24 protein-coding genes are annotated in these 23,144 nt (G+C 74.1%); 12 read left to right on the top strand and 12 right to left on the bottom strand.

Annotated elements, in window-relative coordinates; translation table 11 throughout:
* Positions 1-110: 110 nt before the first annotated feature.
* Positions 111-554: a subtilase-type protease inhibitor gene (locus tag AB0O40_RS24235; RefSeq protein ID WP_365045403.1), complete on the bottom strand. Its 444-nt coding sequence runs from the start codon at positions 552-554 to the stop codon at positions 111-113.
* A 415-nt stretch (positions 555-969) separates the two neighbouring features.
* Between AB0O40_RS24235 and AB0O40_RS24230 the strand changes: the two genes are divergently transcribed.
* Complete coding sequence (locus tag AB0O40_RS24230; protein WP_365045400.1) at positions 970-1,884, top strand: glycoside hydrolase family 19 protein; 915 nt, start codon at positions 970-972, stop codon at positions 1,882-1,884.
* Positions 1,885-1,920: 36 nt separating this feature from the next.
* On the opposite strand, the gene AB0O40_RS24225 is transcribed toward AB0O40_RS24230, so the two are convergent.
* The gene (locus AB0O40_RS24225) at positions 1,921-2,523 is read right to left on the bottom strand and encodes a short chain dehydrogenase (protein WP_365045397.1); all 603 of its coding nucleotides are present in this window, start codon (positions 2,521-2,523) and stop codon (positions 1,921-1,923) included.
* An 81-nt stretch (positions 2,524-2,604) separates the two neighbouring features.
* Here AB0O40_RS24225 and AB0O40_RS24220 point away from each other — a divergent pair, with 81 nt between their 5' ends.
* The 3 genes from AB0O40_RS24220 to merB all read left to right on the top strand — a co-directional run bounded on the left by AB0O40_RS24220 (position 2,605) and on the right by merB (position 4,879).
* Complete coding sequence (locus tag AB0O40_RS24220; protein WP_365045394.1) at positions 2,605-3,474, top strand: LysR family transcriptional regulator; 870 nt, start codon at positions 2,605-2,607, stop codon at positions 3,472-3,474.
* Between the two features lie 92 nt (positions 3,475-3,566).
* Complete coding sequence (locus tag AB0O40_RS24215; protein ID WP_365045392.1) at positions 3,567-4,121, top strand: GNAT family protein; 555 nt, start codon at positions 3,567-3,569, stop codon at positions 4,119-4,121.
* 137 nt (positions 4,122-4,258) lie between these two features.
* Positions 4,259-4,879: an organomercurial lyase gene (gene merB / locus AB0O40_RS24210; protein ID WP_365045389.1), complete on the top strand. Its 621-nt coding sequence runs from the start codon at positions 4,259-4,261 to the stop codon at positions 4,877-4,879.
* A gap of 44 nt (positions 4,880-4,923) precedes the next feature.
* Here the strand turns inward: merB and AB0O40_RS24205 are convergent, their stop codons facing one another.
* The 3 genes from AB0O40_RS24205 to AB0O40_RS24195 all read right to left on the bottom strand — a co-directional run bounded on the left by AB0O40_RS24205 (position 4,924) and on the right by AB0O40_RS24195 (position 8,547).
* Complete coding sequence (locus AB0O40_RS24205; RefSeq protein WP_365045387.1) at positions 4,924-5,655, bottom strand: GNAT family protein; 732 nt, start codon at positions 5,653-5,655, stop codon at positions 4,924-4,926.
* Between the two features lie 429 nt (positions 5,656-6,084).
* A complete protein-coding gene (locus AB0O40_RS24200) occupies positions 6,085-7,824 on the bottom strand; it encodes a serine/threonine-protein kinase (protein ID WP_365045385.1) in 1,740 nt (579 codons plus the stop codon).
* Positions 7,825-7,917: 93 nt separating this feature from the next.
* Positions 7,918-8,547 carry an alpha-ketoglutarate-dependent dioxygenase AlkB gene (locus AB0O40_RS24195; RefSeq protein ID WP_365045383.1) on the bottom strand — a complete coding sequence of 210 codons (630 nt, stop codon included), beginning with the start codon at positions 8,545-8,547 and terminating at the stop codon, positions 7,918-7,920.
* Between the two features lie 88 nt (positions 8,548-8,635).
* On the opposite strand from AB0O40_RS24195, the gene AB0O40_RS24190 reads away from it, so the two are divergent.
* Together AB0O40_RS24190 and AB0O40_RS24185 are read left to right on the top strand one after the other, a co-directional pair.
* Positions 8,636-10,177 carry an ATP-dependent DNA ligase gene (locus tag AB0O40_RS24190; protein ID WP_365045380.1) on the top strand — a complete coding sequence of 514 codons (1,542 nt, stop codon included), beginning with the start codon at positions 8,636-8,638 and terminating at the stop codon, positions 10,175-10,177.
* Positions 10,178-10,258: 81 nt separating this feature from the next.
* Complete coding sequence (locus tag AB0O40_RS24185; protein WP_365045377.1) at positions 10,259-11,320, top strand: alpha/beta hydrolase-fold protein; 1,062 nt, start codon at positions 10,259-10,261, stop codon at positions 11,318-11,320.
* Between the two features lie 39 nt (positions 11,321-11,359).
* On the opposite strand, the gene AB0O40_RS24180 is transcribed toward AB0O40_RS24185, so the two are convergent.
* From AB0O40_RS24180 to AB0O40_RS24165, 4 genes are all read right to left on the bottom strand, one after another.
* The gene (locus AB0O40_RS24180) at positions 11,360-13,030 is read right to left on the bottom strand and encodes a PA14 domain-containing protein (RefSeq protein ID WP_365045374.1); all 1,671 of its coding nucleotides are present in this window, start codon (positions 13,028-13,030) and stop codon (positions 11,360-11,362) included.
* Positions 13,031-13,039: 9 nt separating this feature from the next.
* Positions 13,040-13,639: a CBS domain-containing protein gene (locus AB0O40_RS24175; RefSeq protein WP_365045371.1), complete on the bottom strand. Its 600-nt coding sequence runs from the start codon at positions 13,637-13,639 to the stop codon at positions 13,040-13,042.
* A gap of 124 nt (positions 13,640-13,763) precedes the next feature.
* Positions 13,764-15,920 (bottom strand): alpha/beta fold hydrolase, encoded by a 2,157-nt coding sequence (locus tag AB0O40_RS24170; RefSeq protein WP_365045368.1) that lies wholly within the window; start codon positions 15,918-15,920, stop codon positions 13,764-13,766.
* A gap of 287 nt (positions 15,921-16,207) precedes the next feature.
* Positions 16,208-16,693 carry a universal stress protein gene (locus AB0O40_RS24165; RefSeq protein WP_365045414.1) on the bottom strand — a complete coding sequence of 162 codons (486 nt, stop codon included), beginning with the start codon at positions 16,691-16,693 and terminating at the stop codon, positions 16,208-16,210.
* A gap of 251 nt (positions 16,694-16,944) precedes the next feature.
* Between AB0O40_RS24165 and AB0O40_RS24160 the strand changes: the two genes are divergently transcribed.
* From AB0O40_RS24160 to AB0O40_RS24150, 3 genes are read left to right on the top strand one after another with little or no spacing between them, the layout of a single operon-like run.
* On the top strand, positions 16,945-17,184 hold the full coding sequence (locus AB0O40_RS24160; RefSeq protein ID WP_365045365.1) for a hypothetical protein: 240 nt from the start codon (positions 16,945-16,947) through the stop codon (positions 17,182-17,184).
* 2 nt (positions 17,185-17,186) lie between these two features.
* The gene (locus AB0O40_RS24155) at positions 17,187-17,756 is read left to right on the top strand and encodes a sigma-70 family RNA polymerase sigma factor (protein WP_365045363.1); all 570 of its coding nucleotides are present in this window, start codon (positions 17,187-17,189) and stop codon (positions 17,754-17,756) included.
* Entirely contained in the window at positions 17,749-18,411 is a 663-nt protein-coding gene (locus AB0O40_RS24150; protein ID WP_365045360.1) for a hypothetical protein, read from the top strand. Before AB0O40_RS24155 ends, AB0O40_RS24150 begins: the two co-directional genes overlap by 8 nt.
* Positions 18,412-18,422: 11 nt before the next feature.
* On the opposite strand, the gene AB0O40_RS24145 is transcribed toward AB0O40_RS24150, so the two are convergent.
* Together AB0O40_RS24145 and AB0O40_RS24140 are read right to left on the bottom strand one after the other, a co-directional pair.
* Entirely contained in the window at positions 18,423-18,815 is a 393-nt protein-coding gene (locus AB0O40_RS24145) for a TOBE domain-containing protein (protein ID WP_365045357.1), read from the bottom strand.
* A gap of 51 nt (positions 18,816-18,866) precedes the next feature.
* Positions 18,867-19,694, bottom strand: a complete 828-nt coding sequence (locus AB0O40_RS24140; RefSeq protein WP_365045354.1) for a slipin family protein — start codon at positions 19,692-19,694, stop codon at positions 18,867-18,869.
* A gap of 280 nt (positions 19,695-19,974) precedes the next feature.
* Here AB0O40_RS24140 and AB0O40_RS24135 point away from each other — a divergent pair, with 280 nt between their 5' ends.
* Together AB0O40_RS24135 and AB0O40_RS24130 are read left to right on the top strand one after the other, a co-directional pair.
* Entirely contained in the window at positions 19,975-20,565 is a 591-nt protein-coding gene (locus tag AB0O40_RS24135; RefSeq protein ID WP_365045351.1) for a SigE family RNA polymerase sigma factor, read from the top strand.
* Entirely contained in the window at positions 20,562-21,473 is a 912-nt protein-coding gene (locus tag AB0O40_RS24130) for a hypothetical protein (RefSeq protein WP_365045348.1), read from the top strand. Before AB0O40_RS24135 ends, AB0O40_RS24130 begins: the two co-directional genes overlap by 4 nt.
* On the opposite strand, the gene AB0O40_RS24125 is transcribed toward AB0O40_RS24130, so the two are convergent.
* Complete coding sequence (locus AB0O40_RS24125) at positions 21,470-22,108, bottom strand: DUF6629 family protein (protein ID WP_365045346.1); 639 nt, start codon at positions 22,106-22,108, stop codon at positions 21,470-21,472. The genes AB0O40_RS24130 and AB0O40_RS24125 overlap by 4 nt on opposite strands.
* A gap of 172 nt (positions 22,109-22,280) precedes the next feature.
* Here AB0O40_RS24125 and AB0O40_RS24120 point away from each other — a divergent pair, with 172 nt between their 5' ends.
* A complete protein-coding gene (locus AB0O40_RS24120; protein WP_365045343.1) occupies positions 22,281-23,138 on the top strand; it encodes a GNAT family N-acetyltransferase in 858 nt (285 codons plus the stop codon).
* The last annotated feature ends 6 nt before the right edge of the window (positions 23,139-23,144 follow it).

Here is a 23,144-nt window from a genome sequence, read left to right as displayed (position 1 = left end):
GCCGCGGCCGGGGCAGGTACGGCAGCGCCCCGAGCGCGCCCGGCAGCCGCAGCGGGTACGAGGTCGCACGACCTGCCCGCCCCGCCCCGGTACCCCCCTGGCCCGGTGGGTCAGAAGGTGAACACCGTGCCGCTGCCGTGTTCGAGGTCGCAGCGGTTCGCGAAGGTGTGGGTGTAGGCGACCCGGGTGCCCTCCCAGACGCCGTCGACGGTGACCGTCATCGGCATCCACTCGCGGGTGCACATCGCGGTCGAGCCGCTTCGGGTGATGCTGTCGAACTCGCCGCCGCGGGCCCGCAGTTCGTCGCAGGCGCCCTTCGGGTCGGGGTGGGTCCCGCTCGGGCCGGGCCGACAGCTGAGCGTCACCGCGCGCAGGATGGTGCCCTCGGTGGGGGTGTCGCCGTCGACGAGCGTGAGGACGAGCGCGGACGGTGCGTACAGCCGGGCCGCTCCCGTCGGGGCGGCGTCGGCCGCCCCGACGCCGGTGACGGCGGTGGCCGCCGCGAGCGCCATGGTGGTGGCCGCCAGACCCAGACCCCTTGCGATGGACCGCATGTCGAACACTCCCTGTGTGTGGGTTTCGGATTCCGGACGGGAGTCTTGCGGAGTCCGGGGCGCATTGCATGGTCACACCATCGTTTTCGGTCGCGCCATGTGACCGCCCGTGTGCGGGTGGTGGCCGCCCCGACGCGCTGACCAGTGCGAATGCCTGTTCGTAGAACGGCCGGAAGAAAGCCCTCCGGGTTAATTGATCAAGCAAACGTAAGGTGAATAAACCCTTGAACCGTTGAACAGAAGGCCGCGCGGGGGAGTGGCCGCTGTGACGTGCGGGGGTGACGGTCCATCAGCGGGGCGGCGGTCCGGGGGAGTTCTGTGTGGGAGCTGGTCTAGACCTTGACAGGTTCAGACCAGTTCGGTTCAGTGACGTCAGCCCCCCCACGGCAACTCCCCCCACACGAGGAGCGGTTCCATGTCCCGTGCGTTCCACCGTCGTGCCCTCGCCCTGCTGGCCGCCGCCACCGCCGCGGCCGGCGCGCTGACCGTCGCCCTGCCGGCCTCGCCGGCCGCCGCGGCCGCCTGCGCCAGTCCCTGGAGCTCCGGCGCCGTCTACACCAACGGCATGACCGCCGCCTACAACGGCCACAACTGGCTGGCCAAGTGGTGGACCCAGGGGGAGACCCCGGGCACCACCGGCCAGTGGGGCGTCTGGTCCGACCAGGGCACCTGCGGCGGCGGCACCCCGCCGACCGACCCCGGCACCCCCAGCGGATTCGTCGTCAGCGAAGCCCAGTTCAACCAGATGTTCCCGAACCGGAGCGCCTTCTACACCTACTCCGGGCTGACCGCCGCCCTCTCCGCGTACCCCGGCTTCGCCGGCACCGGCAGCGACACGGTCCGGCGCCAGGAGGCCGCGGCCTTCCTGGCCAACGTCTCCCACGAGACCGGCGGGCTCTACTACGTGGTCGAGCAGAACACCGCCAACTACCCCCACTACTGCGACGGTTCGCAGCCCTACGGCTGTCCCGCCGGGCAGGCCGCGTACTACGGCCGGGGACCGATCCAGCTCAGCTGGAACTTCAACTACAAGGCCGCCGGCGACGCCCTGGGCATCAACCTGCTGGCCGACCCTTACCTCGTCGAGCGCGACGCGGCCGTGGCCTGGAAGACCGCCCTGTGGTACTGGAACACCCAGAACGGCCCCGGCACCATGACCGCGCACGCCGCGATGGTGAACGGCGCCGGCTTCGGCGAGACCATCCGCTCCATCAACGGCTCGCTCGAGTGCAACGGTGGCAACCCCGCCCAGGTCCAGAGCCGGATCGACAACTACCGGCGCTTCACCCAGATCCTGGGCGTCGACCCGGGCGGCAACCTGAGCTGCTGACCGCCGCCCGCCCGCCGGCCGGGCCCGGGGGCCCCGCTACTGGCCGAGTTCGAAGACCCGGCCGGTCTCGGAGCCCTCGATGGACCGGACGTACGTCTGTGCCACCTCGGCCAGCGGGACCGGCGTGAAGCCGGGGAAGAAGTCGCCGTAGGCGTCCAGGGACTCGGTGAAGACCGTCGGGCTGACGGCGTTGATCCGACGCGGGGCGATCTCCGGCGCGGCCGCCTGCACGAAGGCCTCGACCGCCCCGCTCGCCATCGCGGCGGCGGTGGCCGTGGCCACCGGGCGGCGCGCGGTGATGCCCGTGATCAGGGTGAAGGAACCGCCCGGCGCGAGCCGGTCCAGGCCCTGCCGGACCAGCTCCAGCTGGCTGAGCACCTTCCCCCGGAAGGCGGCGGTCCAGTCCTGCGGCGTCATCTCGGCCACCGGCTTGTACGGCACGTCGCCGGCCGCGCTCGCCACCGCGTCCAGCGGCCCCGCAGCCTCGTACAGGGCGGCGATCTGCGCCGGGTCGGTGATGTCGTGGCGCAGGTCGCCGCGGGTGCGGCCGACGGTCAGCACCTCGTGGCCGCGGGCGGACAGGGTCGTGTGCAGGGCGGAGCCGAGCGTGCCGGCCGCGCCGATCAGGAGGATTCGCATGCCCCGACGCTAGGCGAGCCCCGCCCGGCGAGGGAAATACCTCTCGTGCAGCACTTATGCTTGGACGTTATGAATGTGGGCGTGACCAATGTGGAGCTGCGGCACCTGCGGGCCCTGGCCGCCATCGGCGACGAGGGGACCATCACCGGGGCCGCGGCCGTCCTGCACATCAGCCAGCCGGCCCTCTCCCGGACCCTGGAACAGCTCGAGTCCCGGCTCGGCACCCGGCTGGTGCAGCGCACCACCCGGAGCCTGTGCCTGACCGACGCCGGCCGGCGGCTGTACGAGCAGTCCCACCGGATCCTGCACCAGGTCGAGGACGCCCTCACCGAGGCGGCCGCCGGCTCCCGCCCGCTGCGGGTGGGATTCGCCTGGGCGGCCCTGGGACCGTACACCGTCGGCCTGCTGCGCGAGTGGCGCGCGGCCCATCCGGACACGCCCGTCAAGGTGCACCGCCTCGAGGACCCCGAGGCGGCGCTGCGGCGCGGCGAGCTCGACGCCGCCTTCCTGCGCGAGCTGCCCGCCGGCCGCGACCTGGACAGCCTGGCGCTGTACCGGGAGCCCCGGATCGCGGCGCTGTGCGAGGACGATCCGCTGGCCGCCCGCCCGGAGGTGACGGTGGCCGAGGTCGCCCGGCGGACCGTGGTGCTGTGCGCCACCGCGGCCACCACCGGCGAGGACCTGTGGCCGGCCGGGGCCCGCCCGCCGGCCACCCTGGAGGTGTCCAACGTCGACGAGTGGCTGACCGTCATCGCCACCGGGGACGCGGTGGGCGTCACCGCCGCGGCCACCGAGCACAGCCACCCGCACCCCGGCGTGGTCTACCGTCCGCTGGCCGGGGCCGGACCGGTCACCGTCCGGCTGGCCTGGCCGCGGGTCCCGGCCCACCCGGCCACCGCCGCCTTCCGCGAGCACACCCGCCGCACCCTCGCGGCCCTGCGCACCGCCTGACCGGCCCCGCCGCCCCCGCGCGCCGGGGCGCCCGTCCGCACCGCACCGGAAATCGGTTGTCCGGCACCGCACCGGTGGCCTAGAACGGCCCGGTGATATACGGACAGAAGACCGGGCTCCGGGCCCGCACCGCGGCCGACACCCCTGTGCTGCACGCCGAGTTGTACGACCACGTGCCCACCCAGGCGCGCTCCGACACCCGCCCCTGGCGACCCCTGCCGGCGGACAGCGAACACGGCCCGTACGCCGTGCGCGCCCCCGACGCCACGGCCGAGCCGTTCTCCGTCGTCGAACTGGCCTCCGGCGAGCTCGCCGGCGAGGCCATCCTGTGGAGCATCGACCTGCACAACCGCTCCGCCCACCTCGGCCTGGCCCTGCGCCCGGCCTTCCGCGGCCGGGGCCTGGGCGCCGACGTGGTCCAGGCGCTGTGCCGGTACGGGCTCACGGTCCGCGGGCTCCAGCGCCTCCAGGTCGAGACCCTGACCGACAACGCCGCGATGATCAGGGCGGCGGAGAAGGCCGGCTTCGTGCGCGAGGGCGTGCGGCGCCGGGCCGGCTGGGTGTACGGCCAGTGGAAGGACGAGGTGATCCTGGGCCTGCTCGCCGAGGACTGGACCGAGGTCCCCGAGGCCCGCCCGGCCGCGTAGCCCCGGAACCGGAGGGCGCCCGCCCCGGGAATTCACCCGACCGGCTGTGGACCCCGGGCGCGGGGCGCCCCGCCCGCCCCACTGCGGTTACGTTGAGCGCAGGGGGATCCCGTCCGATCCGAGGTGAGGAGCGCGGCATGGACCTCCGCGTGCGCGAGCTGTCCGACCACCTGGTGGCCAAATGGACCTCCCCCACGGGCACCGAGCTGATGGCCGCCGGCGCCGCCCTGGTCGGCGGCCTGCTGGACCAGGGCGCGCTGTCCCCGGCCCGGGCCGGCGCCCTGCTCGGCTGGCCCGAGGACGAGGTGCTGGCCCGCTTCCACGAGATGCGCTTCGACCTGGAGACCGACCCGGTGGGGCACATCATCGGCGCCGGGGTCTCCCTCGACGGGTCCCGGCCGCACAGCATGGAGCTCCAGGGCCGCACGCTGCACGGCTGGTGCGCCATGGACGTGCTGATGTTCCCGGTGGTCTTCAAGGAGACCGCCAGCCGGGTCGGCTCCCGTTGCGCCGCCTCCGGGGCCCCGGTCACGCTGACCGTCACGCCGGACGGCGTCCGCGACCTCAGCCCGGCCACGGCCGTGGTCACCCTGGCGCCGGCCACCGGGGCGGACATCCGCCAGGTGTTCTGCGACCGGGTGAACTTCTACGCCACCCCCGAGCTGGGCCGCCGGGCCGTGGACGAGGACCACGACCTGGCGTACTGCACGGTGGCCGAGGCCTGGGCCATCGGCAAGCGGCTGGCCGACCTCTTCTGACCCCGGCGCCCGGCCCCCGACGGGGGCCGGGCGGTGGCGGGCCCTCAGGCCAGGATGAGCCGCCCGGCCGCGCCGCCGTCATGACCGATGCACTCCCGGTCGATGGCCCGGTTGATCGCCGAGGGCGAGGTGATGGTCGCGATCCGCAGCTCGATGATCGCGCGGACCGCCGGCCACTCCTCGTCGAGGATCGAGTAGAAGGCGGTACTGCGCACCGCGCCGTCCAGACCCCGGGAATGGGCCCGCCGGACGCCCTCGCAGGTCGCGCCGATCCGCTCGATGGCCGCCCGCGAGCGGGTGTTGCGGGCGTCCGCGCGCAGCGAGATCCGGCGCACGCCCCAGGTCTCGAAGGCGTGCCGCAGCATCAGCAGCTTGATCTCGGAGTTGATCCCGGTCCCCTGGGCCCGCGGGGCGAGCCAGGTGTTGCCGATCTCGGCGGCGTCGGGCACCGCCGAGGCCGGATCGCCGTAGGGGACGCCCGGTACCGAGGGCCACACCAGTGGGCCCTGCCAGTAGTCGAGCTCCAGGAATCTGGTGGCACCGACCACCCGGCCGTCCGCGGCGCTGATCACCGCGAACGGCAGCATCCGGCCCGCCGCCTGTTCGGCGACGGCATGGTCGATGTACCGCTCGGTCGCCTCCAGGCCCTGGGGCACGGGAGTGAAGGCGTACGACGTACGATCCTCGGCCGCGGCCTCGGCGAGAGCCTGGGCGTGGTGCGGGGCGAGGGGCTCCAGCCGCGCGGTGCGGCCGGCGAGGGCTACGGATACAGGCACGGGCCCTTCGGTCCTTCGGATGTCGGAGTGTGCCCCGCACCGTGGTCGATCGGTGCGAAGGCGGTGGTACAGCATGCGGCGACGGCATGCCGGATGTGGGAAAGGAAATGCAAAGACCTGCAGACGGTCAGGTGAACGCGGAGGTCCTACCCGCCGGGTGCCGCGGAGCCGCGATGCGGATCAGCGCCGCGCTCACCATAAGGCCTCGTCGGGCCGTAGAAAAGGTGCCGGGGGGATGTGGCCGCGGACGTCTTCGCGGCGTCTTCGCCGGCGGCCGGAAACCAGCCGCTTTCACGCCCCGGACCTGCGTAAACGTCCGGTCGGCGGGGGCGGCGCGCGGCACTCGGCGGCGCGCCCTCCCGGCGCGGCGCGCGGGGGCCTCGCGGGGGTCCGGGCGGCGGGCCCGGCCGGGGCCCGCCGCGACCGATTTCAGGAGCGCGGCATCGACCGCGTGACGGTGCCCTTGAGGTCGGACTCGAGGTAGCCGCCGCCGTACTCGTCGGACAGGTACAGGCGCATGCTCGCCACCTTGTCGATCAGGCCCCGGTCGACGATGACGTAGCGCATGGTGGGCTTCTCGACGTTCAGCTCCTTGTCGGCGCGCTTGAACAGGCCCGGCAGGGCGTCCCAGTTCACCGTGGCGAGGTCGATCGGCTTGTCGTCGGGGTCGAGGGTGCTGCCGGGGCCGAGCCGGCGGGCCACGCCGTTGCGGTACTCGTACTTGTCGTAGATGCCCGTCTTGCCCTTGGGGGTGATGGACGCCCAGGCGAAGTCCTCGTAGAAGTTGACGTCCTTGACCTTGTCGGTGCCGGCCACCTGCTTGAAGGCGGCGATGGCGGCCCGCACCCCGGCCGGGGTGAGCTGGCTGCCCTTGACCGCGGTGCCGGTGGCGGAACCGCCGGTGGCGGGGGAGTCGTCGCCGGAGGAGGCCGAGGGATCCGACGCGCTCGGGGCCGGGTTGTTGCTGCTGGAGCTCCCGCCCCGGGCGCTGTTGTTCCCGTCCGAGTCGCCGTCCGGGAGCAGCTTGACCACACCGGCGGTCCCGGCGGCCAGGACCGCGACCACCGCGAGGGCGGTGAGCGGTCCCCGGCGGCGCGTGCTCCGGGCCGGGGTGGGCAGCACGGGCGCGGTGGCGCCCGGATACCCGGGCAGGGGGTACCCGCCGCTGGGGTGCCCGCCCTGCTGCGGGTGCGGCGCGTACGGGTTCGCGGGCCCGAAGCCGGGCGTGGTGTGCTGCGGCGTCGGGCTGCCGTACGGTCCCGCCGGTACGAACGGCCCGGGCGCGGCCGTCGGGGCGGCCGGGGCGGAGCCGGAGGCGGTGGCCGGGGACCCGTTGGCCGCCGCCCGCAGCAGCAGTTCCAGGCGCTCCGCGTCCGGCCGGGCGTCCGGGTCGCGCACCAGCAGCTGCGACAGGACCGGGCCCAGGGCGCCGGAGCGGGTGGGCGTGGGGATGGGCTCCTCGAGGACGGCGACCATGGTGGCCATGCCGGTGGTGCGGCGCAGCGGGTGCACGCCCTCGGCGGCCACGTACATGAGCATGCCGAGCGACCACAGGTCGGAGGCCGGGTGCCCCTCCTCGCCGCGGATCCGCTCGGGGGCGATGTACTCCGGGGAGCCGATGAGGTCGCCGGTGGCGGTCAGGCCGGTGGTGCCGCGCAGGGCGGCGATGCCGAAGTCGGTCAGTACGGCGCTGCCGTTGGGCCGCATCAGGACGTTGGCCGGCTTGACGTCGCGGTGCTGGACGCCGGCGGCGTGCGCGGCACGCAGGGCGGAGAGTACGTCGAGGCCGATGCGCAGGACCTCGGAGACGGGCAGCGGGCCGTGCTGGAGGCGGTCGTGCAGCGAGCCGCCGGGCACCAGCTCCATGACGATCCACGGGTGCGAGCCGTCCGGGGGCTCCACGATCTGGTGGATGGTGACCACGTGCGGGTGGGCGAGCCGGGCCAGCGCCCGCGCCTCGCGCACGGCGCGTTCGCGCAGGGTCAGTGCGAGGGCCGGATTGGCTTCGGTGACGGCCGGATCGGGCGGTTGCACCTCCTTCAGTGCGACCTCGCGGTCGAGGGAGACGTCCCGCGCCCGCCATACCGTGCCCATGCCGCCGCTGCCCAGCCGTGCCAGCAGCTCGAAACGCCCGTCGACCAGCGGTCTGCCGGCCCCACTCGTATCCATAGCCGGTCATAGTAGGAGTACCCCAGGACAGCCGGTGACCGTGGACCGCCCAGCGGACCGACCGGCTCCGTTCGCTGCCCGCCGGACACCTCCCTAGCGCACGCCCCGGGTGCGGAACTGGATGCTGATCCGGGGGCCGTTCGCGCGGGTGGACTTGGGGATCGCGTGGTCCCAGGTGCGCTGGCAGGAACCGCCCATCACCACCAGGTCGCCGTGGCCCAACGGCAGCCGCAGCACTGCCGCGCCGCCGCCGCGGGGGCGCAGGGCCAGGTCGCGCGGGTCGCCGACCGAGAGGATGGCGACCATGGTGTCCGCGCTCGCCGAGCGGCCGGTGCGGTCGCCGTGCCAGGCGACGCTGTCCCGGCCGTCCCGGTACAGGCACAGCCCGGCGGTGGCGAAGGGCTCCCCGAGTTCCGCCGCGTAGTGGGCGCCCAGCGCGTCCCGCGCCCGGTCCAGGACCGGATGCGGCAGCCGCTCGCCCTCCCGGTACGAGGCCAGCAGCCGCGGTACGTCCACCAGCCGCTCGTACATCTGCCGCCGCTCGGCCCGCCAGGGCGCCTCGGCGGCGAGGTGTTCGAACAGCGCGTCGGCCCCGGCCAGCCAGCCGGGCAGGTGGTCCAGCCAGGCGCCGGAGCCCAGGTCGGTGCGGCGCAGGCCCGCCAGGCCGCCCAGCCGGATCTCGTCGGTCTGGTCGAAGAGGGAGCCCTGCAGGTGCGTGCGCATGGGACCCAGCGTACGCCTGGAATCGAACACGTGCACGAATGTGTTCGGCCGGGTGGTCGGCCCCCCGGGCCCGGGGGAGGATGACGGCATGCTGCTGGCCGATGTGGCGCGGGTGGCGCGGGAGGTGGCCGCCGCCCCGGCCCGGTCCCGCAAGACCGCCCTGCTGGCCGGACTCTTCGCGGCCACCCCCGCCGAGGACGTGGACCTCGTCATCGCCTACCTCTCGGGCCGGCTCCCGCAGGGCCGGCCGGGCGTGGGCTGGAGCACCCTGGGCCGGCCGGTCGCCCCGGCCGCCGCGCCCGGGCTGACCGTACGGGCCGTGGACGAGGCGGTCACCGCCCTCGCGGGCCTGTCCGGGCCCGGCTCCCAGGCCGCCCGCCGCGAGCTGGTCGAGGAACTGCTGGGCGCGGCCACCGCCGAGGAGCAGCCCTTCCTGACCCGGCTGCTCGGCGGGGAGGTGCGCCAGGGCGCGCTGGACGCGATCGCCCTGGAGGGCGTGGCCAAGGCGGCCGGCGTACCCGCCGCCGGGCTGCGCCGGGCGGTGATGCTGGACGGCTCCCTGCCGCGGGTGGCCCGGGCGGTCCTGGCCGAGGGGGCCGGGGCGCTGGCGGGCTTCACCCTGCGCGTCGGGCAGCCGGTCCAGCCGATGCTGGCGCACACCGCGAAGTCGGTGGCCGAGGCGGTGGCCGCGCTCGGCCCGTGCAGCGTGGAGGAGAAGCTGGACGGCATCCGGGTGCAGGTGCACCGGGACGGCGGTGCGGTGCACGTCTACACGCGCTCGCTGGACGAGATCACCGAACGGCTGCCGGAGGTCGCCGAACTGGCCCGGCGGCTGCCGGGGGACCGGTTCGTGCTGGACGGCGAGCTGGTCGCGGCCGGTCCGGCCGGGCGGCCGGCGCCCTTCCAAGAGGTCGCCGGCCGGGTGGGCTCCCGGGTGGACGTGGCCGGTGCCCGGGCCGCCCTGGCGGTCCACCCGGTCTTCTTCGACCTGCTGGCCGTCGGCGGCGAGGCGCTGCTGGACCGGCCGTTGGCGGAGCGCCGGGCCCGGCTGGAGGAGCTGGTCGGCGCGGAGGCGCGGATCCGCCGGCTGCTGGTGACCGATCCGGCCGGGCAGGCGGCGGCCGCCGAGGAGTTCTGGACCGACGTGCTGCGCCGCGGCCACGAGGGCGTGGTGGTCAAGGCGCTGGACTCGCCCTACACGGCCGGCCGGCGGGGCCGGTCCTGGCTGAAGGTCAAACCGGTCCACACCCTCGACCTGGTGGTGCTGGCCGCCGAATGGGGCCACGGCCGGCGCACCGGGCTGCTGTCCAACCTGCACCTGGGCGCGCGGACCGCCGACGGCTTCGTGATGCTGGGCAAGACCTTCAAGGGGCTCACGGACGAGACCCTGCGCTGGCAGACCGGGCGGCTGCGCGAACTCGCCGTCGAGGAGGCCGGGTACACGGTGCGGGTGCGGCCCGAACTGGTCGTGGAGATCGCCTTCGACGGCCTCCAGCGCTCCACCCGCTACCCGGCCGGGGTCACGCTGCGCTTCGCCCGGGTGGTGCGGTACCGGCCCGACAAGAGCGCGGCCGAGGCGGACACCATCGAGGCGGTGCTGGCCGTCGGGGGACCCCCGGAAGCCGAGTGACCCGGTGAAAGCCGCCCGCCACCGGGGAGAAATAGGGGCAAAGTAGGCATTCCGCCGGGCGATTTGGTACCCATGGTGTCCATGGGCCTCACCAGTACGTCGTTCCTCGCCTCCCTCGCCGTGGTCACCGGCCTGGCCGTGCTCGCCACCCTGCTCCTGTGGGGACGGGTTCCGGGGCCCGGTTGGTTGCGCTGGTGCGCGCGCGTGCTGATGATCGGGGTCTGCCAGCTGACCGCCGTCTGCGTGGTCGGCGCCTGGGTGAACAACAGCTACGGCCTGTACGCCTCCTGGGACGACCTGCTCGGCCGCACCGGCGCCGAGACCGCCGACGCCGCCATGCCCGGACCGCCGGTCGGCCGGGCCCGCTTCACGCCCAGCGCCGGCGGCACCCGCACCACCTACTTCCGCGGCATCCACTCGCGGCTCTCCGGCGAGGTGCTGGTCTCCACCCCGGCCGGCTACGACGACCCGGCCAACCGCACCCGCCGCTACCCGGTGGTGATGCTGCTGCACGGCGTCCCCGGCGGCCCCGAGTCCTGGCTGGAGCACGGCGACATGCCGGACGCCTGGCGGCAGTCGACCGAGCAGGGCACCACCGAGCCCGCCATCCTCGTCATGCCGGCCATCGCCCCCGGCGGCTTCGACACCGACTGCACCGACACCCCGCAGCGCAAGAACGCCACCTGGCTCGCCGCCGACGTCCCCGAGCTGGTCGCCCATCACTTCCGGACCCTGCCGCACCCCCGCGGCTGGGGGCTGCTCGGCATCTCCACCGGGGCGTACTGCGCGGCCCATCTGCCGCTCCAGTACCCCAAGGTGTTCGCCGCCGGCGCGGCCCTGGACCCCGATCCGCTCACCGGGGACCCCGACGTCATCGCCGACCCGGTGCTGCGCGAACGCACCAGCCCGATGGCCCTGGTCCGCGGCAGCACGGCGGACGTGGCGCTCCTCCTGGCCACCTCCCGGCAGGACCGGGACAGCCCGCCGCGCTACATCGAGGAGTTCGAGAACGCGGCGGCCGGCACCCCGGTGCGGGTCACGACCCGGATCGTGCCCAGCGGCGGCCACAACTTCCAGACCTGGACGGCCATGTACCCCTTCGCACTGCCCTGGCTGAGCGAGCAGCTGACGGCCGGGTCCTGACCTGCGCCGGGCGGGCCGCCGCGGCCCGCCCGGCGCGGGTCAGCCCACGACGAAGTCGAAGGTGGTGCTGGCGCCCACCGTGCCGTAGTGGCCGATCGTCCAGACCTCCACCCAGTAACCGCCCTTGGCGGGCGGCGTCCAGCTGAAGGACGGGTCCGTGATCGCGTTCCAGGGGGTCTCGTACGTGTCGTTGAAGACGCGCCACGCGTACCGGCCGACCTTGCCGGGGGTCTCGTCCGCGGCCGGCCGCAGGGTGAACTTCGCGGCCACGCCCGGGCCGCCGTGGCCGGTGCAGTCGGTCGGGGTGCACGGCTTATAGGGCGCCCCCAGCGTGACCCGGGGCGCCAGGGTGGGGATGGGCGAGGCCGCCGCCGCGCGGTGGACGGAGAGCCAGGGGGTGGGCGCCGACTCGGCGCCCGAGGGGTCCACCGCCACCACGTAGTAGTCCGAGCCGCCCGCCGGCGCGGTCCGGTCCTCGTACGACCCGGCCCGCGAGGTCAGCGAGGCGATCCGGGTCCAGCCGCCGTACGCGGTGGTGCGCCGGTAGACGCGGTGCCCGACCACGGAGTCCGGGCTGCGGTCCCAGGTCAGGAAGGTGTCGCTGTCCGCGCGCTCGGCGTCCAGCTCCGACGGGACGCCCACGGCGGACGGCTCGGGCCGGGTCACCGGCCCGGCGACGGCCGCGGCCGAGACGTTCCCCGCCGCGTCCACCGCCTCGACGCGGTACACGTACGGCGTGCCGGCCGGTGCGGACACGTCCCCGTAGGAGGCTCCGGTCACCGTCTGCGGCCCGTCCGGGTCCTGCTGGCCCAACGGCGCGGCCCACACGCGGTAGTGGTGCACGCCGTCGGTGCCGGGCGTCCACCGCACCAGGTTCCCGGCGGTGGTGCCCTCGGCGGTCAGCCCCACCGGGACCGCGGGCGGGGTCCGGTCGGGCGTCACCTTCGCGTCCGGGCTGCCCGGCGACACGTGCCCCGCCTTGTCGACGGCCCGTACCTCGTAGGAGTACGCCGCCGCGGTGCCGGGCACGGCGTCGGTGTACGAGGGGACCGTACGGGGCCCGGCGGTCAGCCGGGTCCAGGCGGTGCCGCCGGCCGGGCGCCGGTAGACGTGGTACCCGGCCAGGTCCAGCTCCGGGCTCGCGGCCCAGGTCAGCGCGGCCTTCCCGGTCGCGTCGTCGTACCGGGCGACGGGCCGGGCGGGGGCCAGCGGGGCGACCTCGTCGACGTCGGGGGAGGTGCGGGGCGCGTAACCGAAGCGGATGTCGGCCCGGCCGGTGCGGGCGGCGAAGTCCACCCGCAGGGTGTGCCGGCCGGCGGGCACGGTGACCTTGGCGGACGCGGTGCGGCTGCGGCTCACGTCCGACCAGGCGTCGATCGTGCGGACCCCGTCCAGGTAGACGCGGACGCCGTCCTGGGCCCGGGAGGTGAAGGTGAACGGTCCGCCGGAGCCGAAGTCCCGGGTCAGCGACCAGCGGACGCCGAAGCCGTCCACCGGCAGCCGGACGCCCCCCGGGTCACCGGTGCCGTAGTCCTCGTCGATAACCGGGTCGCACGCGGTGTGCGCGGGCGTGCCGGAGAAGGTGGTGTCGGCGAAGAACTGCGCCTTCCAGACGGGGGCGGCGCAGGTGACCGCCGCCGCGGCGGTGGGGAACGCCAGCAGGCCCCCCAGGGAGATGCCGGCGAGGCTCGTGGCGCAGGCGGCGCGCAAACGCGAGGATCAGCCGGCCGTGTCGTCCGCCTCGTACTCCAGCCGGTCGACCACCTCGACGACCCCGTCCACGCTCTCGCAGAGCCGCACGGTGATCGGTACCAGGCTGCGCCGCGCCACCGTGCCGCTGAGGATCACCCGGCCGTCGGCGACCTCGACGGTCAGCGCCGAGGGGGACAGCCCCAGGGTCCGGGTGAGCACGTCCTCCAGGATCTCCTCCTGGATGGCCCGGTCCCGGCGCAGGAAGACCCGCAGCAGGTCGCTGCGGCTGACCACGCCGATCAGGAGGCCGTCCGCGTCCACCACAGGGAGCCGCTTGATGCGGCCCTCCTCCATCACCCGGGCCGCCTCCACCGCGCTCCACTCGGGGTGTGCCACCACCGCCGGGGAGGTCATCAGCCCCTCCGCGGTCGAGGCGGGCGTCCCGCCGGTGTGCCGGCGCAGCAGGTCGGCCTCCGAGACCACGCCCACCGGCCGCTCCCCGTCCACCACCGGCACGGCGGTGATCCCGTACTCGTCCAGCAGCCGGGCGATCTCCTTGAACGGAGTGCCCCGTTGCACGCTCACGGCGGTGGGCGTCATCAGGTCGGCGACCCTGCGGTGCCTCATGCGGTACCAGTCCTCTGCGGCGGTTGCGGCGAATGCTCCCTGTGCGACCCATTGTCCCGTATGCCCCACGGTCGTCCGTGAGGGGACCGTGGGGCAGGCGCGCGGGAGGGGAGAGCGGATCGGGTCAGGGCTTGGGCAGGGTGCACTCCCGGCGCTCGAGGTCGATGGTGTTGCCGGCGCCGATGCACGCGGCGATCGCCGCGGTCTGGGTGGCGTATCCGTGTCCCTGGTGGACCGTGGTGCCCGTCTCGTCGACCTCGCACGGGTTGTTCAGTTCGCACGTCTTGCCGTCGCGGTTGCTGGTGCTGTTCACCGCGACGAGTTCCCGGGTCTCGGCGTCGAGGACGGCTGAACCCGAGCTACCGGGCAGGGTGTTGCATTCCTTCGCGTACCGGATCGCCCGGGTCGAGGTGTAGTCGCCTTCCTTGAGCGTCGGGACCACGGCCTCGGCCCGGCACGACCAGACGCTCTCCAGGAAACTCGACGCCACCTTGATCTGCCGCCCGGCGACAGGGCCGGTCGAGGCCAGCGGGAACGCCTCGGTCTTGTACTTCTGGCGGAGGTCCGCGTACGTGGCATCCAGCTGCGCCAGCGTGATGTCGGTTCCGGTCATCGTCGCGTAGACGACCCGCCCGGTCACCGGGCCGAGTTCGCGGCCCGCCGGGCTCAACACGCTGCCCTCGATGGGGGCGCCCTCTCCGGTGATCATTTCACCCGGCTTCGGCCGTCCCTCGGGGTGGCAGTGCCCGTTCGTGAGCAGCAGCGCCTTGTCCTCGTCGCGGGCGGTGCGGGGGCGGACCAGCGAAGCGGAGCAGTTCGGGAGCTTCACGGTCCCCGCCAGGTCGCCGGCAGGTCCGGAGTCCTGCGAGGGGACACCGGGGCAGCTGCCCTTGGCGGGCGTGCCGTTCCGGAAGAAGTCCAGCACCTTGGAGCCGCATGCGAGGGCGTTGGACTTCATGGTGGAATGCGACGCATCCGTGACGGTCAGCAGCGATCCCCCGATCTTCTTGTGCATCATCTCGGCCCACACGTAAGGCGTGACGATCTCGAACTTGTGGCCGGACAGCTGCAGCCGGCTCTTGCCGGGCTTCAGGTCCCACGGCTTGCCCGCCGGCCAGCCGGCGCAGTACGTGATGCCCTCGTCCTCGGTGTCCGTGGAGAACGCGTACGTCGCCCGCCGCTCCTTCCTCATCCTGACGAGATCGTCGTACGTGCGGCCATCGGGGCTCGCGTTGCACATGAAGGCGTCATGGGTGAACCCGTAGTTGTGCCCCATCTCCCCGAAGCCGAAGGCCTTCCGCTTCATGTCCTTCTGCTGGGGGACGGCCTTGCCCGTCCCCTCGTTCCGGAGTTCCAGCAGCTTTGCGGCAGCGCGCTCCCAACGGGCCGGCAGGGCTTCCAGGTTGGGGTCGAGGAAGGGGCCGAGTTCGTTCCGCCCCACCTTCGCCTGCAATGCCTTCATCGCGGATTCGACCTTCTTGGGAGAGTTCCCGAAGTGGTACGTCGCATCCTTTCCGGCCAGCCACTCGAAGAACCGCCGGTATCCGGCGTGGTTCTGCGCGACTTGTGCGGTGATGGCTGCGTTCTGGCCGACCGGGGACATGATCGAGTCCAGCCACATCCGGTCGACACGGCTGTCGAACATGGAGCGGTAGACCGCGCCCAACGCCGTTCCGCCGGAGTTTCCGTAAAAATTGATCTTGCGGTAGCCCAGCACCTGCCGGATGCGGTCCATGTCCCGGGACGCGTTCTCCATGCTGATGGAGAGCGCCAGTTCCCGGTCCTTGGCGATGCATGCGCGCTGCGCGTCCGCCTGACGCTCGAAGGCCGCCCGCTCGCTCTCCCCTTCCGGGGATTCGGGGGTATCGCAGGAGATCTGGGCGCTGTAGCCGGTACCCCGCGTATCGATGCCGATGAAGTCCAGTTCCTCGTTCATCGGCGCCAGCCGGCTGCCGAGCAGATCGTACGGGGACGGGGTGCCGGCCAGGCCGGGTCCCCCGGGGTTGCCGAACAGGGCCCCCGTGCGCTTTCCGGTGGCCTTGACCCGGCTCACCGCGATGTCGATCTTTCTGCCCGCGGGCTTGGCGTAATCCACCGGAACGGGAACGAGCGCGCATTCGCTGCGGCTGTCATTGCGGTTCCAGTCCGGCGCCGCATCCCGGCAGAGCTGCCACGTCACGCCCTCCGGGGTGGCGCTTGAAGCCGCATCGGCGGGAACGGCTGCCAGGGACATCAGCGAGGCGGCGAGGCTGATGCCGACTGCAATGGATGGGACGGTCACATACCGCAAGATGATCTGCACCTCTTCGGTGGGGCACGGCAACTCGGTCGATGAAGCGATCCAGCAGGCGGCCGACGGGAGGAAACTCCCCCTACGCCGCTGCTGGACCAGACTCGCCGCCGAAGGCTGCAGCCGTACTCCGAGAATGTTTCAACCAGCACTCGGTGGAGCCCGAAGCCCACGGCGGGCCACGGAAACGGCACGACCCGCCCGCACGAGCTGCCGATGCGGTTCTCGGGCCACGGCCTACGGGCCTCCCGGCGAAGGCCGCGCCGGAAAACCCGGGCCTACCGGACCGCGCCGTCCAACTCCCTTGCGTCCAACGGCATCCGCCACCGGTTCCGCCGGTGTACGGCGGCCAGATCGGCGGCGAGCGGGGAGGGCGGCACCACCAGGACCGGGCAGGCCGCGTGGGCGAGGCAGAAGCGGGCCGGGGACGGGCGCAGGGCACGGCGCAGCAGGCCCCGCGACCCGGCGCCGACCACCAACAGGTCCTCGGGCGCCCGCGCGACGTCCACCAGCACGGGACCCGGCGCCCCCACGGCCGTCATCCCGGCCAGCGGCACGCCCGGCCCGGCCGGCCCGAAGGCCCCGTCCAGCAGTTCCCGCAGCCGGGCCGCGGCCGCCTCCCGCCAGGCCTCGCGCGCCCCCGCCGCCCGGCCCACCGGCTGCCAGGCCAGCACGGCCCACAACTCGCCGCCCCTGCAACGGGCCTCCGCCGCCGCCCGATGCACCGCCGTCACCCCACCCACCCCGGTCCCCACCCCGACCACCACCCGCACCCGCCCCACCCCTCCCGATAGACCCCCATCAAACCCCCGCCCACCCACCCGACCGGCCCCCCTGACACCTCCCTGACGCGGGGCCGCCGGAACCTGACACGTCATTGACGCGGGTGGGGTCGGAGCGGCGTGCGGACGGCGGTCTCGAGGAACCACGTTGCCGATGTCACACTCGGGGCCGCTCGTTGCTTTAAGACCTGGACGCGGTGCGCAGGGTGCCGTGGGGGTCGAGGGGTAGGCCGGTGGATCCGACGTTGGTGACGATGATCGTGACGGGGGCGGTCCCGCTGCTCGGGCTGTGTGCGCGGCTGGTGTACAAGGCCGCCCGCGATCGTGCGGAGGTGCGGCAGGCGCAGCTCGCGCAGGACGGCCTCTCGGAGCGGGTCCGGGCGCTGCCGCCCGGTAGCCGGCTCTCGGAGCGCTCGCCCGGCCGGAGCGTGGAGGTCGTCATCGGGGCCGCGGGCCACGGCGGGGAGAGGTGACCGTGACAGACCTCCCGGCGCCCCCGGCGGCCCAGACCGCAGGCCTGGCGCTGCCTGCGATCGGAGTGTCCCGGCAACCGGACCACCGCGAGTTCAACCGGCTCTACCGCAGCGAGATGGGCCGGGTGACCGTGTTCCTGCTGAACCTGGGCGCCAGTCCCTACGAAGCGGCCGACGCGGCGCACGAGGCCTTCCTCACGCTGCTCCCGGACAAGTGGCGGGACCTGGAGTACCCCGGGGCGTGGCTCCGCACGGTCGCCTACCGGAAGTACCTCGCGCAGACCGTCCAGCGGGCGTTGCCCACGGATCCCGTGCCGGACCGGCCGGGTGGCACCTGCCCCATGGAACTCGTGCTGCTCACCGAGGAGCAGAACGACGTCCTCGAAGCGCTGCGCCTGCTCACGCCGGCCGAACGCCACGCCGTCGTCTGGAAGATGGACGGCTTCACGCACGAGGAGACGGCCCGGGCGACGGACAAGGACCCTGCGGCCGTCCGGCAGGCCTACGCGCGGGGGCGGAAGAGACTGATCTCCATCCTGGTGCTGAGGAAAGGGGATGACTCCGGTGAGTGACGCGCACGAGGACGTCGACATGGCCGCCGAGGACGCCCTCGACGCGTTGCTCGCCGACCACCAGCGCGGCCTGCTGGCAGCCGTAGGCCCTGCGCTGGACACCGAAGGCGGCCTGCGCCAGGCCATGCGGTCGGACTCGCACGGGGGGCAGTCCGTCGAGGTCGTCCTGGAGGACCCGGCGAACGTGGTCGTCCGCAGCGCAGACGGCTACGTGGTGGTGGTCAGGAACCCGAGCGGGGCGCTGAACGGCGCGCTGGACGCCGTCTCGACGGAGGTGGGTCTCCTCAAGGACCTCGCCACGGAGCTCCTCGAGCGTGGACCCGACGGGCCTGCGCCCGGGTACGTGGTGCATCCGGCGTCCGCCGCCGTGGCGGCAGCGGGGATGCTGGAGGCCTTCAAGGTCAAGTTGGCCAAGGGGCTCGTCACCAGTGAGTCGGCCGCATCCGCGTTCAACATGCCGCTCTCCTGCGTCCGGGGGCAGCTGGACGCCTGGGGCGCGGTACTGGAGTCGGCACCGCTGGAGGCGGCTCGGCTGGAGCAGGTGCTCTACCTGGTGGAAGCCTTCACCGTTCGGCTCAACGCTCTCCGGTCGCTCAAGAAAAGGATCGTCCGGCTCTTCGAGGATGCCGAGGAATCGGCCTTCCAGCTGAGCTGACCGGGACGGGGTCAGAGCCGGTCGACGAAGACGCTCGTGGACTTCACCCGGGCGGTGGCCTGCATGCCGACCTCGATGCCCAGTTCGTCGACCGCCTCGCGGGTCAGCAGGGAGACCAGGCGGTGCGGGCCCGCCTGGATCTCGACCTGGGCGGCCACGTCACCGAGCTTGACGGCCGTCACGATGCCGGGGAAGGCGTTGCGGGCCGAGGTGAACGAGCCGTCCTCGTCCCCCTCGGCGTCCTGGGCCACCTCCACGCAGAAGGCGGCCAGTGCCCGCCCGTCCACGAACCGGCGCCCGCCCTCGCGGCGGGTGACGAAACGGCCCGCGTCGGCCCAGCGACGGGCGGTGTCCACGCTCACGCCCAGCAGCCGGGCCGCCTGCCCGATGGTGTAAGACTCCATGCCCCCACCCTAAGGCCCGGCCCGGGGCCCGGCCGCCGGACCCGGGCGGGGCTACGGCGCGTCGCCCCCGGACTCGCCGTCCCGGGGCGCCGGCACCTGGCCCGTGCCCTCGCGGTCCATCGCCTTGGCGGCCCGGTCGAAGTACCGCAGCAGCTCGACGGGGAAGGGCATGACCAGGGTCGAGTTCTTCTCCGCCGCCACCTCGACGACCGTCTGGAGCAGCCGCAGCTGCATGGCCTCCGGGGTGTCGGCCATGATCCGCGAGGCGTTGGCGAGCTGCTGGGCGGCCTGGAACTCGCCGTCGGCCGTGATGACCCGGGCCCGCCGCTCGCGTTCCGCCTCCGCCTGCCGGGACATCGACCTCTTGAGGGATTCCGGCAGTTGCACGTCCTTGATCTCGACCCGGTCGATGTGCACGCCCCAGCCGGCCGCCGGGCTGTCGATCATCAGGGCCAGGCCCTCGTGCAGCCGCTCCCGGTCCGAGAGGAGGTCGTCCAGGTCGCTCTTGCCGATGATGGACCGCAGCGAGGACTGGGCCACCTGCCCCACCGCGAACACGTAGTCCTGCACCTCGATCGTGGCCCGCACCGGGTCGGTCACCCGGAAGTACACGACGGCGTCGACCTTCACGGAGACGTTGTCGCGGGTGATGCCCTCCTGGGTGGGCACCGGCATCGTGACCACCTGGACGTTCACCTTCCGCATCCGGTCGGCGAAGGGGATCAGGAAGGTGATCCCCGGCGGCCGGTACGAGGGCAGTGCCTTGCCGAAGCGGAACACCACGCCCCGGTCCACCTGGTTGACCACCCGCATGCCGCTGCGCAGTACGACGAGCACCACCGCCGCGACGACGAGGAACCCCCCGAGGGTGCCGTTCATGCCACCATCCCCTTTCGGCCATCGATCGACTGCGAGGATGGCACCGCCGGCGCCGGCGGGATCCCGTCCGGAGCGTCAGGAATCCGTCAATTCCCACGTGGCGGAGCGGGGTTCGCGGCAACGCCCGGCCCCGGTGATTCACCCGAACCGGTCCACCGCGCCGGGTCCCGCCGGCGGGCCGGCCGGACCCGCGGCCGGGGCGCCGGAAAAAGGCCCGGCCCGCCGGGCAACCGAATCCGCGCAGGTGGTGGTCTGGAGGGCGGAAGGGGGAGGCGACTCCATGCAGAGCGAGCAAGAAGAAGAGTTCCAGGCGTTCGTCCGGGCGAGATGGACGCATCTGGTCCGTACGGCCTACCTGCTGACGGGTGATCCGCACGACGCGGAGGACCTGACGCAGACCGCGCTGGCCAAGGCCTACCGGTCCTGGCGGCGGGTGCTGCGCAGCGAACGCCCGGAGGCGTACGTGCGGCGGATGCTGGTCACCTGCAACAGCGACCGGTTCCGCAAGCGGCGGGTCAGGGAGCGGTTGACGGGCGCGCCGCCGGACACCGCGGCCCGCCCCGACGCGGGCCTGGCCTGGGCCGGCGAACGCAGCGCCTTGATGCGCGCGCTGGCCGAACTGCCGCCCAGGCAGCGGGCCGTGGTGGTGCTGCGGTACTGGGACGACCTCGCCGAGAGCGAGGTCGCGGCGGCCCTCGGCTGTTCGCCGGGCACCGTCAAGAGCCAGTCCTCGAAGGGGCTGGCGAAGCTGCGCGCCCATCCGGGGCTGGCGCAGGTGTGGGACGGAGCCGGCGGGGACGGGCCCGGGCCCGCCGAGGCGGACCGGTACGCACGAGTGGCGACGACGACGGAGCGGGGAGTACGGCGATGAACGAGCGGACGGACACGTTCGAGGGGAACCTGCGGGACCTGCTGGCCCAGGACGCCGGGGCGCTGGCCCCCGGCTCCGCGCCCTACGCGGCGATCGTCCGGCAGGGCCGCACCGAGCGGCGGCGCGCCGCCACGACCGTGGTCGCGGCCGCGGCCGCCCTGGTCCTCGTACCGGTGGGGGCGTACGCGCTGACCGGCCTGCCGGGCGACGGGGCCGGGACCGCGGCCCCCGTGGCGGTCGCGCCGGCGACCAGTGCGCCGCCCCGGCCCGTGGTGCACGGCCCCGCCGGGCCCGCCACCCCGGGCCAGCTGGCCGACGGGATCACCCTCGCGCAGGCCTCGGACGGGCTCACCCGCTGCCTGACGGGCCGGTTCGCCGCCAACGCCGTCAAGGACGGTGTGCCGGGCGGGTACGGCGACCCGGACGACTACCGGATCCTGCTCGCGCTGCGCTCCACCGGCGACGACAACGCCCCCGGCGACGGGATCCACGTCGTCGCGGTCCGGGACAAGGGCCCCAAGGGCCCCCGGAGCCGGGTCACCTGCACGCTCAAGAAGGGCAAGGCCGACGGCATCAACGCCTCGATGGGGGTCGACGAGCCCGGGGCCCTCCCGGTGGTGCCCGACATCAACGCGCAGCAGCTCTACCGGCAGGCGATCCTCTCCAGCCCCGGCTACCGGCTGCCGTTCCGCTGGGGCGCCATCGGCACGGTCGCGCCCTCGGTGGCCCGGGTGACCGTCTCCTACGAGGGCCCCGCGGTCGAGGCCGCCCTGGACCGCGGCTGGTTCGCGGCCACCGGAGTGCTCACCGTCCAGCCGCGGCACGCCCCGCACGTCCTGGGGTACGACGTGACCGGCAAGCAGGTCTACGACTCGGACCGGGACCCCTCGTACGACAAGGCCCTCTAACCGGACGCCTGTCCGGGACGGGGGTCCGGACGGGCGCGCCGTACCCAGGCCAGCACCAGCAGCGAGGCGACCGCGGCGAAGGCGCACCAGGTGGAGGCGAACTCCAGCCGCCACAGCACCGCGCAGAGCACCGCTCCGGCCGCCAGGAGCGCACCGAGGGCGCGCAGCAGCCGGTCGCCGGAGAGGAGCAGCGCGCCGAGCGTGGCGAACAGGTAGAGCGCCACGAGCAGCGGGGCGTACGGGATGCCGAGCGCATAGCCGACGGTGTGCCCGCGCACCTCGGCCGTCACCGTGTGCCGGGCCAGCCCGGCCACCAGCGCCGCGCCGCTCACCAGGCCCGCCAGGGCCGGGGCGGACAGCCGGCGCCGGGCCTCCGGCGGGGCCGCGAGCAGGACGGCGAAGGGCACCCAGAGGGCGGGTACCGGCAGGGCGAGCACCGCCCAGGCGGTGGTCGCGGGACCGGTGCCGCCGCCCGCCCGCCACACCGCGGCCTCCACGATCTGGTGGGCGCCGAGCAGCAGCGGCAGGGCGGCCAGCGGCAGGTCCCGGGGCCGGCGCACCCGTGCGACGCAGGCCGCCCCGGCCGCCGTGATCACCAGACCCGCCGTCAGATCGGCCGTCGCGCTCCAGCACATGCGCCGAGTCTGCCCCGGCGGGCCGGCGCCGGCCGGTTGCCCCACCGGGCGGCGGCCGTCCGCGGGCCCGGGGGGCCGGTCCGTCCGGCGCGGCCGGATCGCGCCCCGGCCGGGCGCCCGCCGGCCGGGCCCTCTGGTAGAAACGCACCAGCTACCGCCGGGAGGTGTCCTGATGACGGACCTTGAGATCGCGAGCGCCAGCGCCGCGGACCTGAAGCTGATGCGCGACTGGGCGGACCGGGAGGGCTGGAACCCGGGCGAGAGCGACCGGTTCGCCTTCGCGGTCGCCGACCCGCGGGGGTTCCTGGTCGGACGGGTCAAGGGCGACCCGGTGGCCTGCATCTCCGCGGTGCGCTACGGCTCCGGCTTCGGATTCGTCGGCTTCTACATCGCCCGGCCCGAATCCCGCGGCCAGGGGTACGGGATCCAGCTCTGGCGGGCCGGCATGGCGGCCCTGGAGGGCCGGCTGGTGGGGCTGGACGGGGTGGTGGAGCAGCAGGCCAACTACCGGAAGTCCGGCTTCCGTCCGGCCTGGACCAACACCCGCTTCGAGGGGGTGCCGGCGCCCGGCTCGCTGCCGGGGTCGCCGCCCGCCGGGGTGTCGCTGGTCGACGCCGCCTCGCTGCCGTTCGCCTCGATCGCGGCGTACGACCGGCGCTTCTTCCCGGAGCCGCGGGAGGCGTTCCTGGCCGCCTGGACGGGGCTGCCGGGGCGCACCGGGTACGCGGCGGTGCGGGGGGACGAGATCGTGGGCTTCGGCGTGGTCCGGCAGGCCGCCGGGCCGCACCGGATCGGTCCGCTGTACGCGGCGGACCCGGAGGTGGCGGGCGTCCTGCTGCACCGGCTGGCGGCCGCGGCGGGCGGCGGGCCGGTGGCGGTGGACGTACCGGAGGCCAACCCCGCGGCGGTGGCGCTGTGCACCGCGGCGGGGCTGACCCCCGCCTTCGAGACGGCCCGCATGTACACCGGCCCCACCCCGGACCTGGACCTCCCCGCCCTCTACGGCCTCACCAGCCTGGAACTGGGCTGACCGGCG

Origin of the sequence: Streptomyces sp. NPDC089919 (genome assembly GCF_040684615.1) — a bacterium.
Taxonomy (GTDB): domain Bacteria; phylum Actinomycetota; class Actinomycetes; order Streptomycetales; family Streptomycetaceae; genus Streptomyces.
This window is presented reverse-complemented; position numbering and strand designations above follow the sequence as displayed.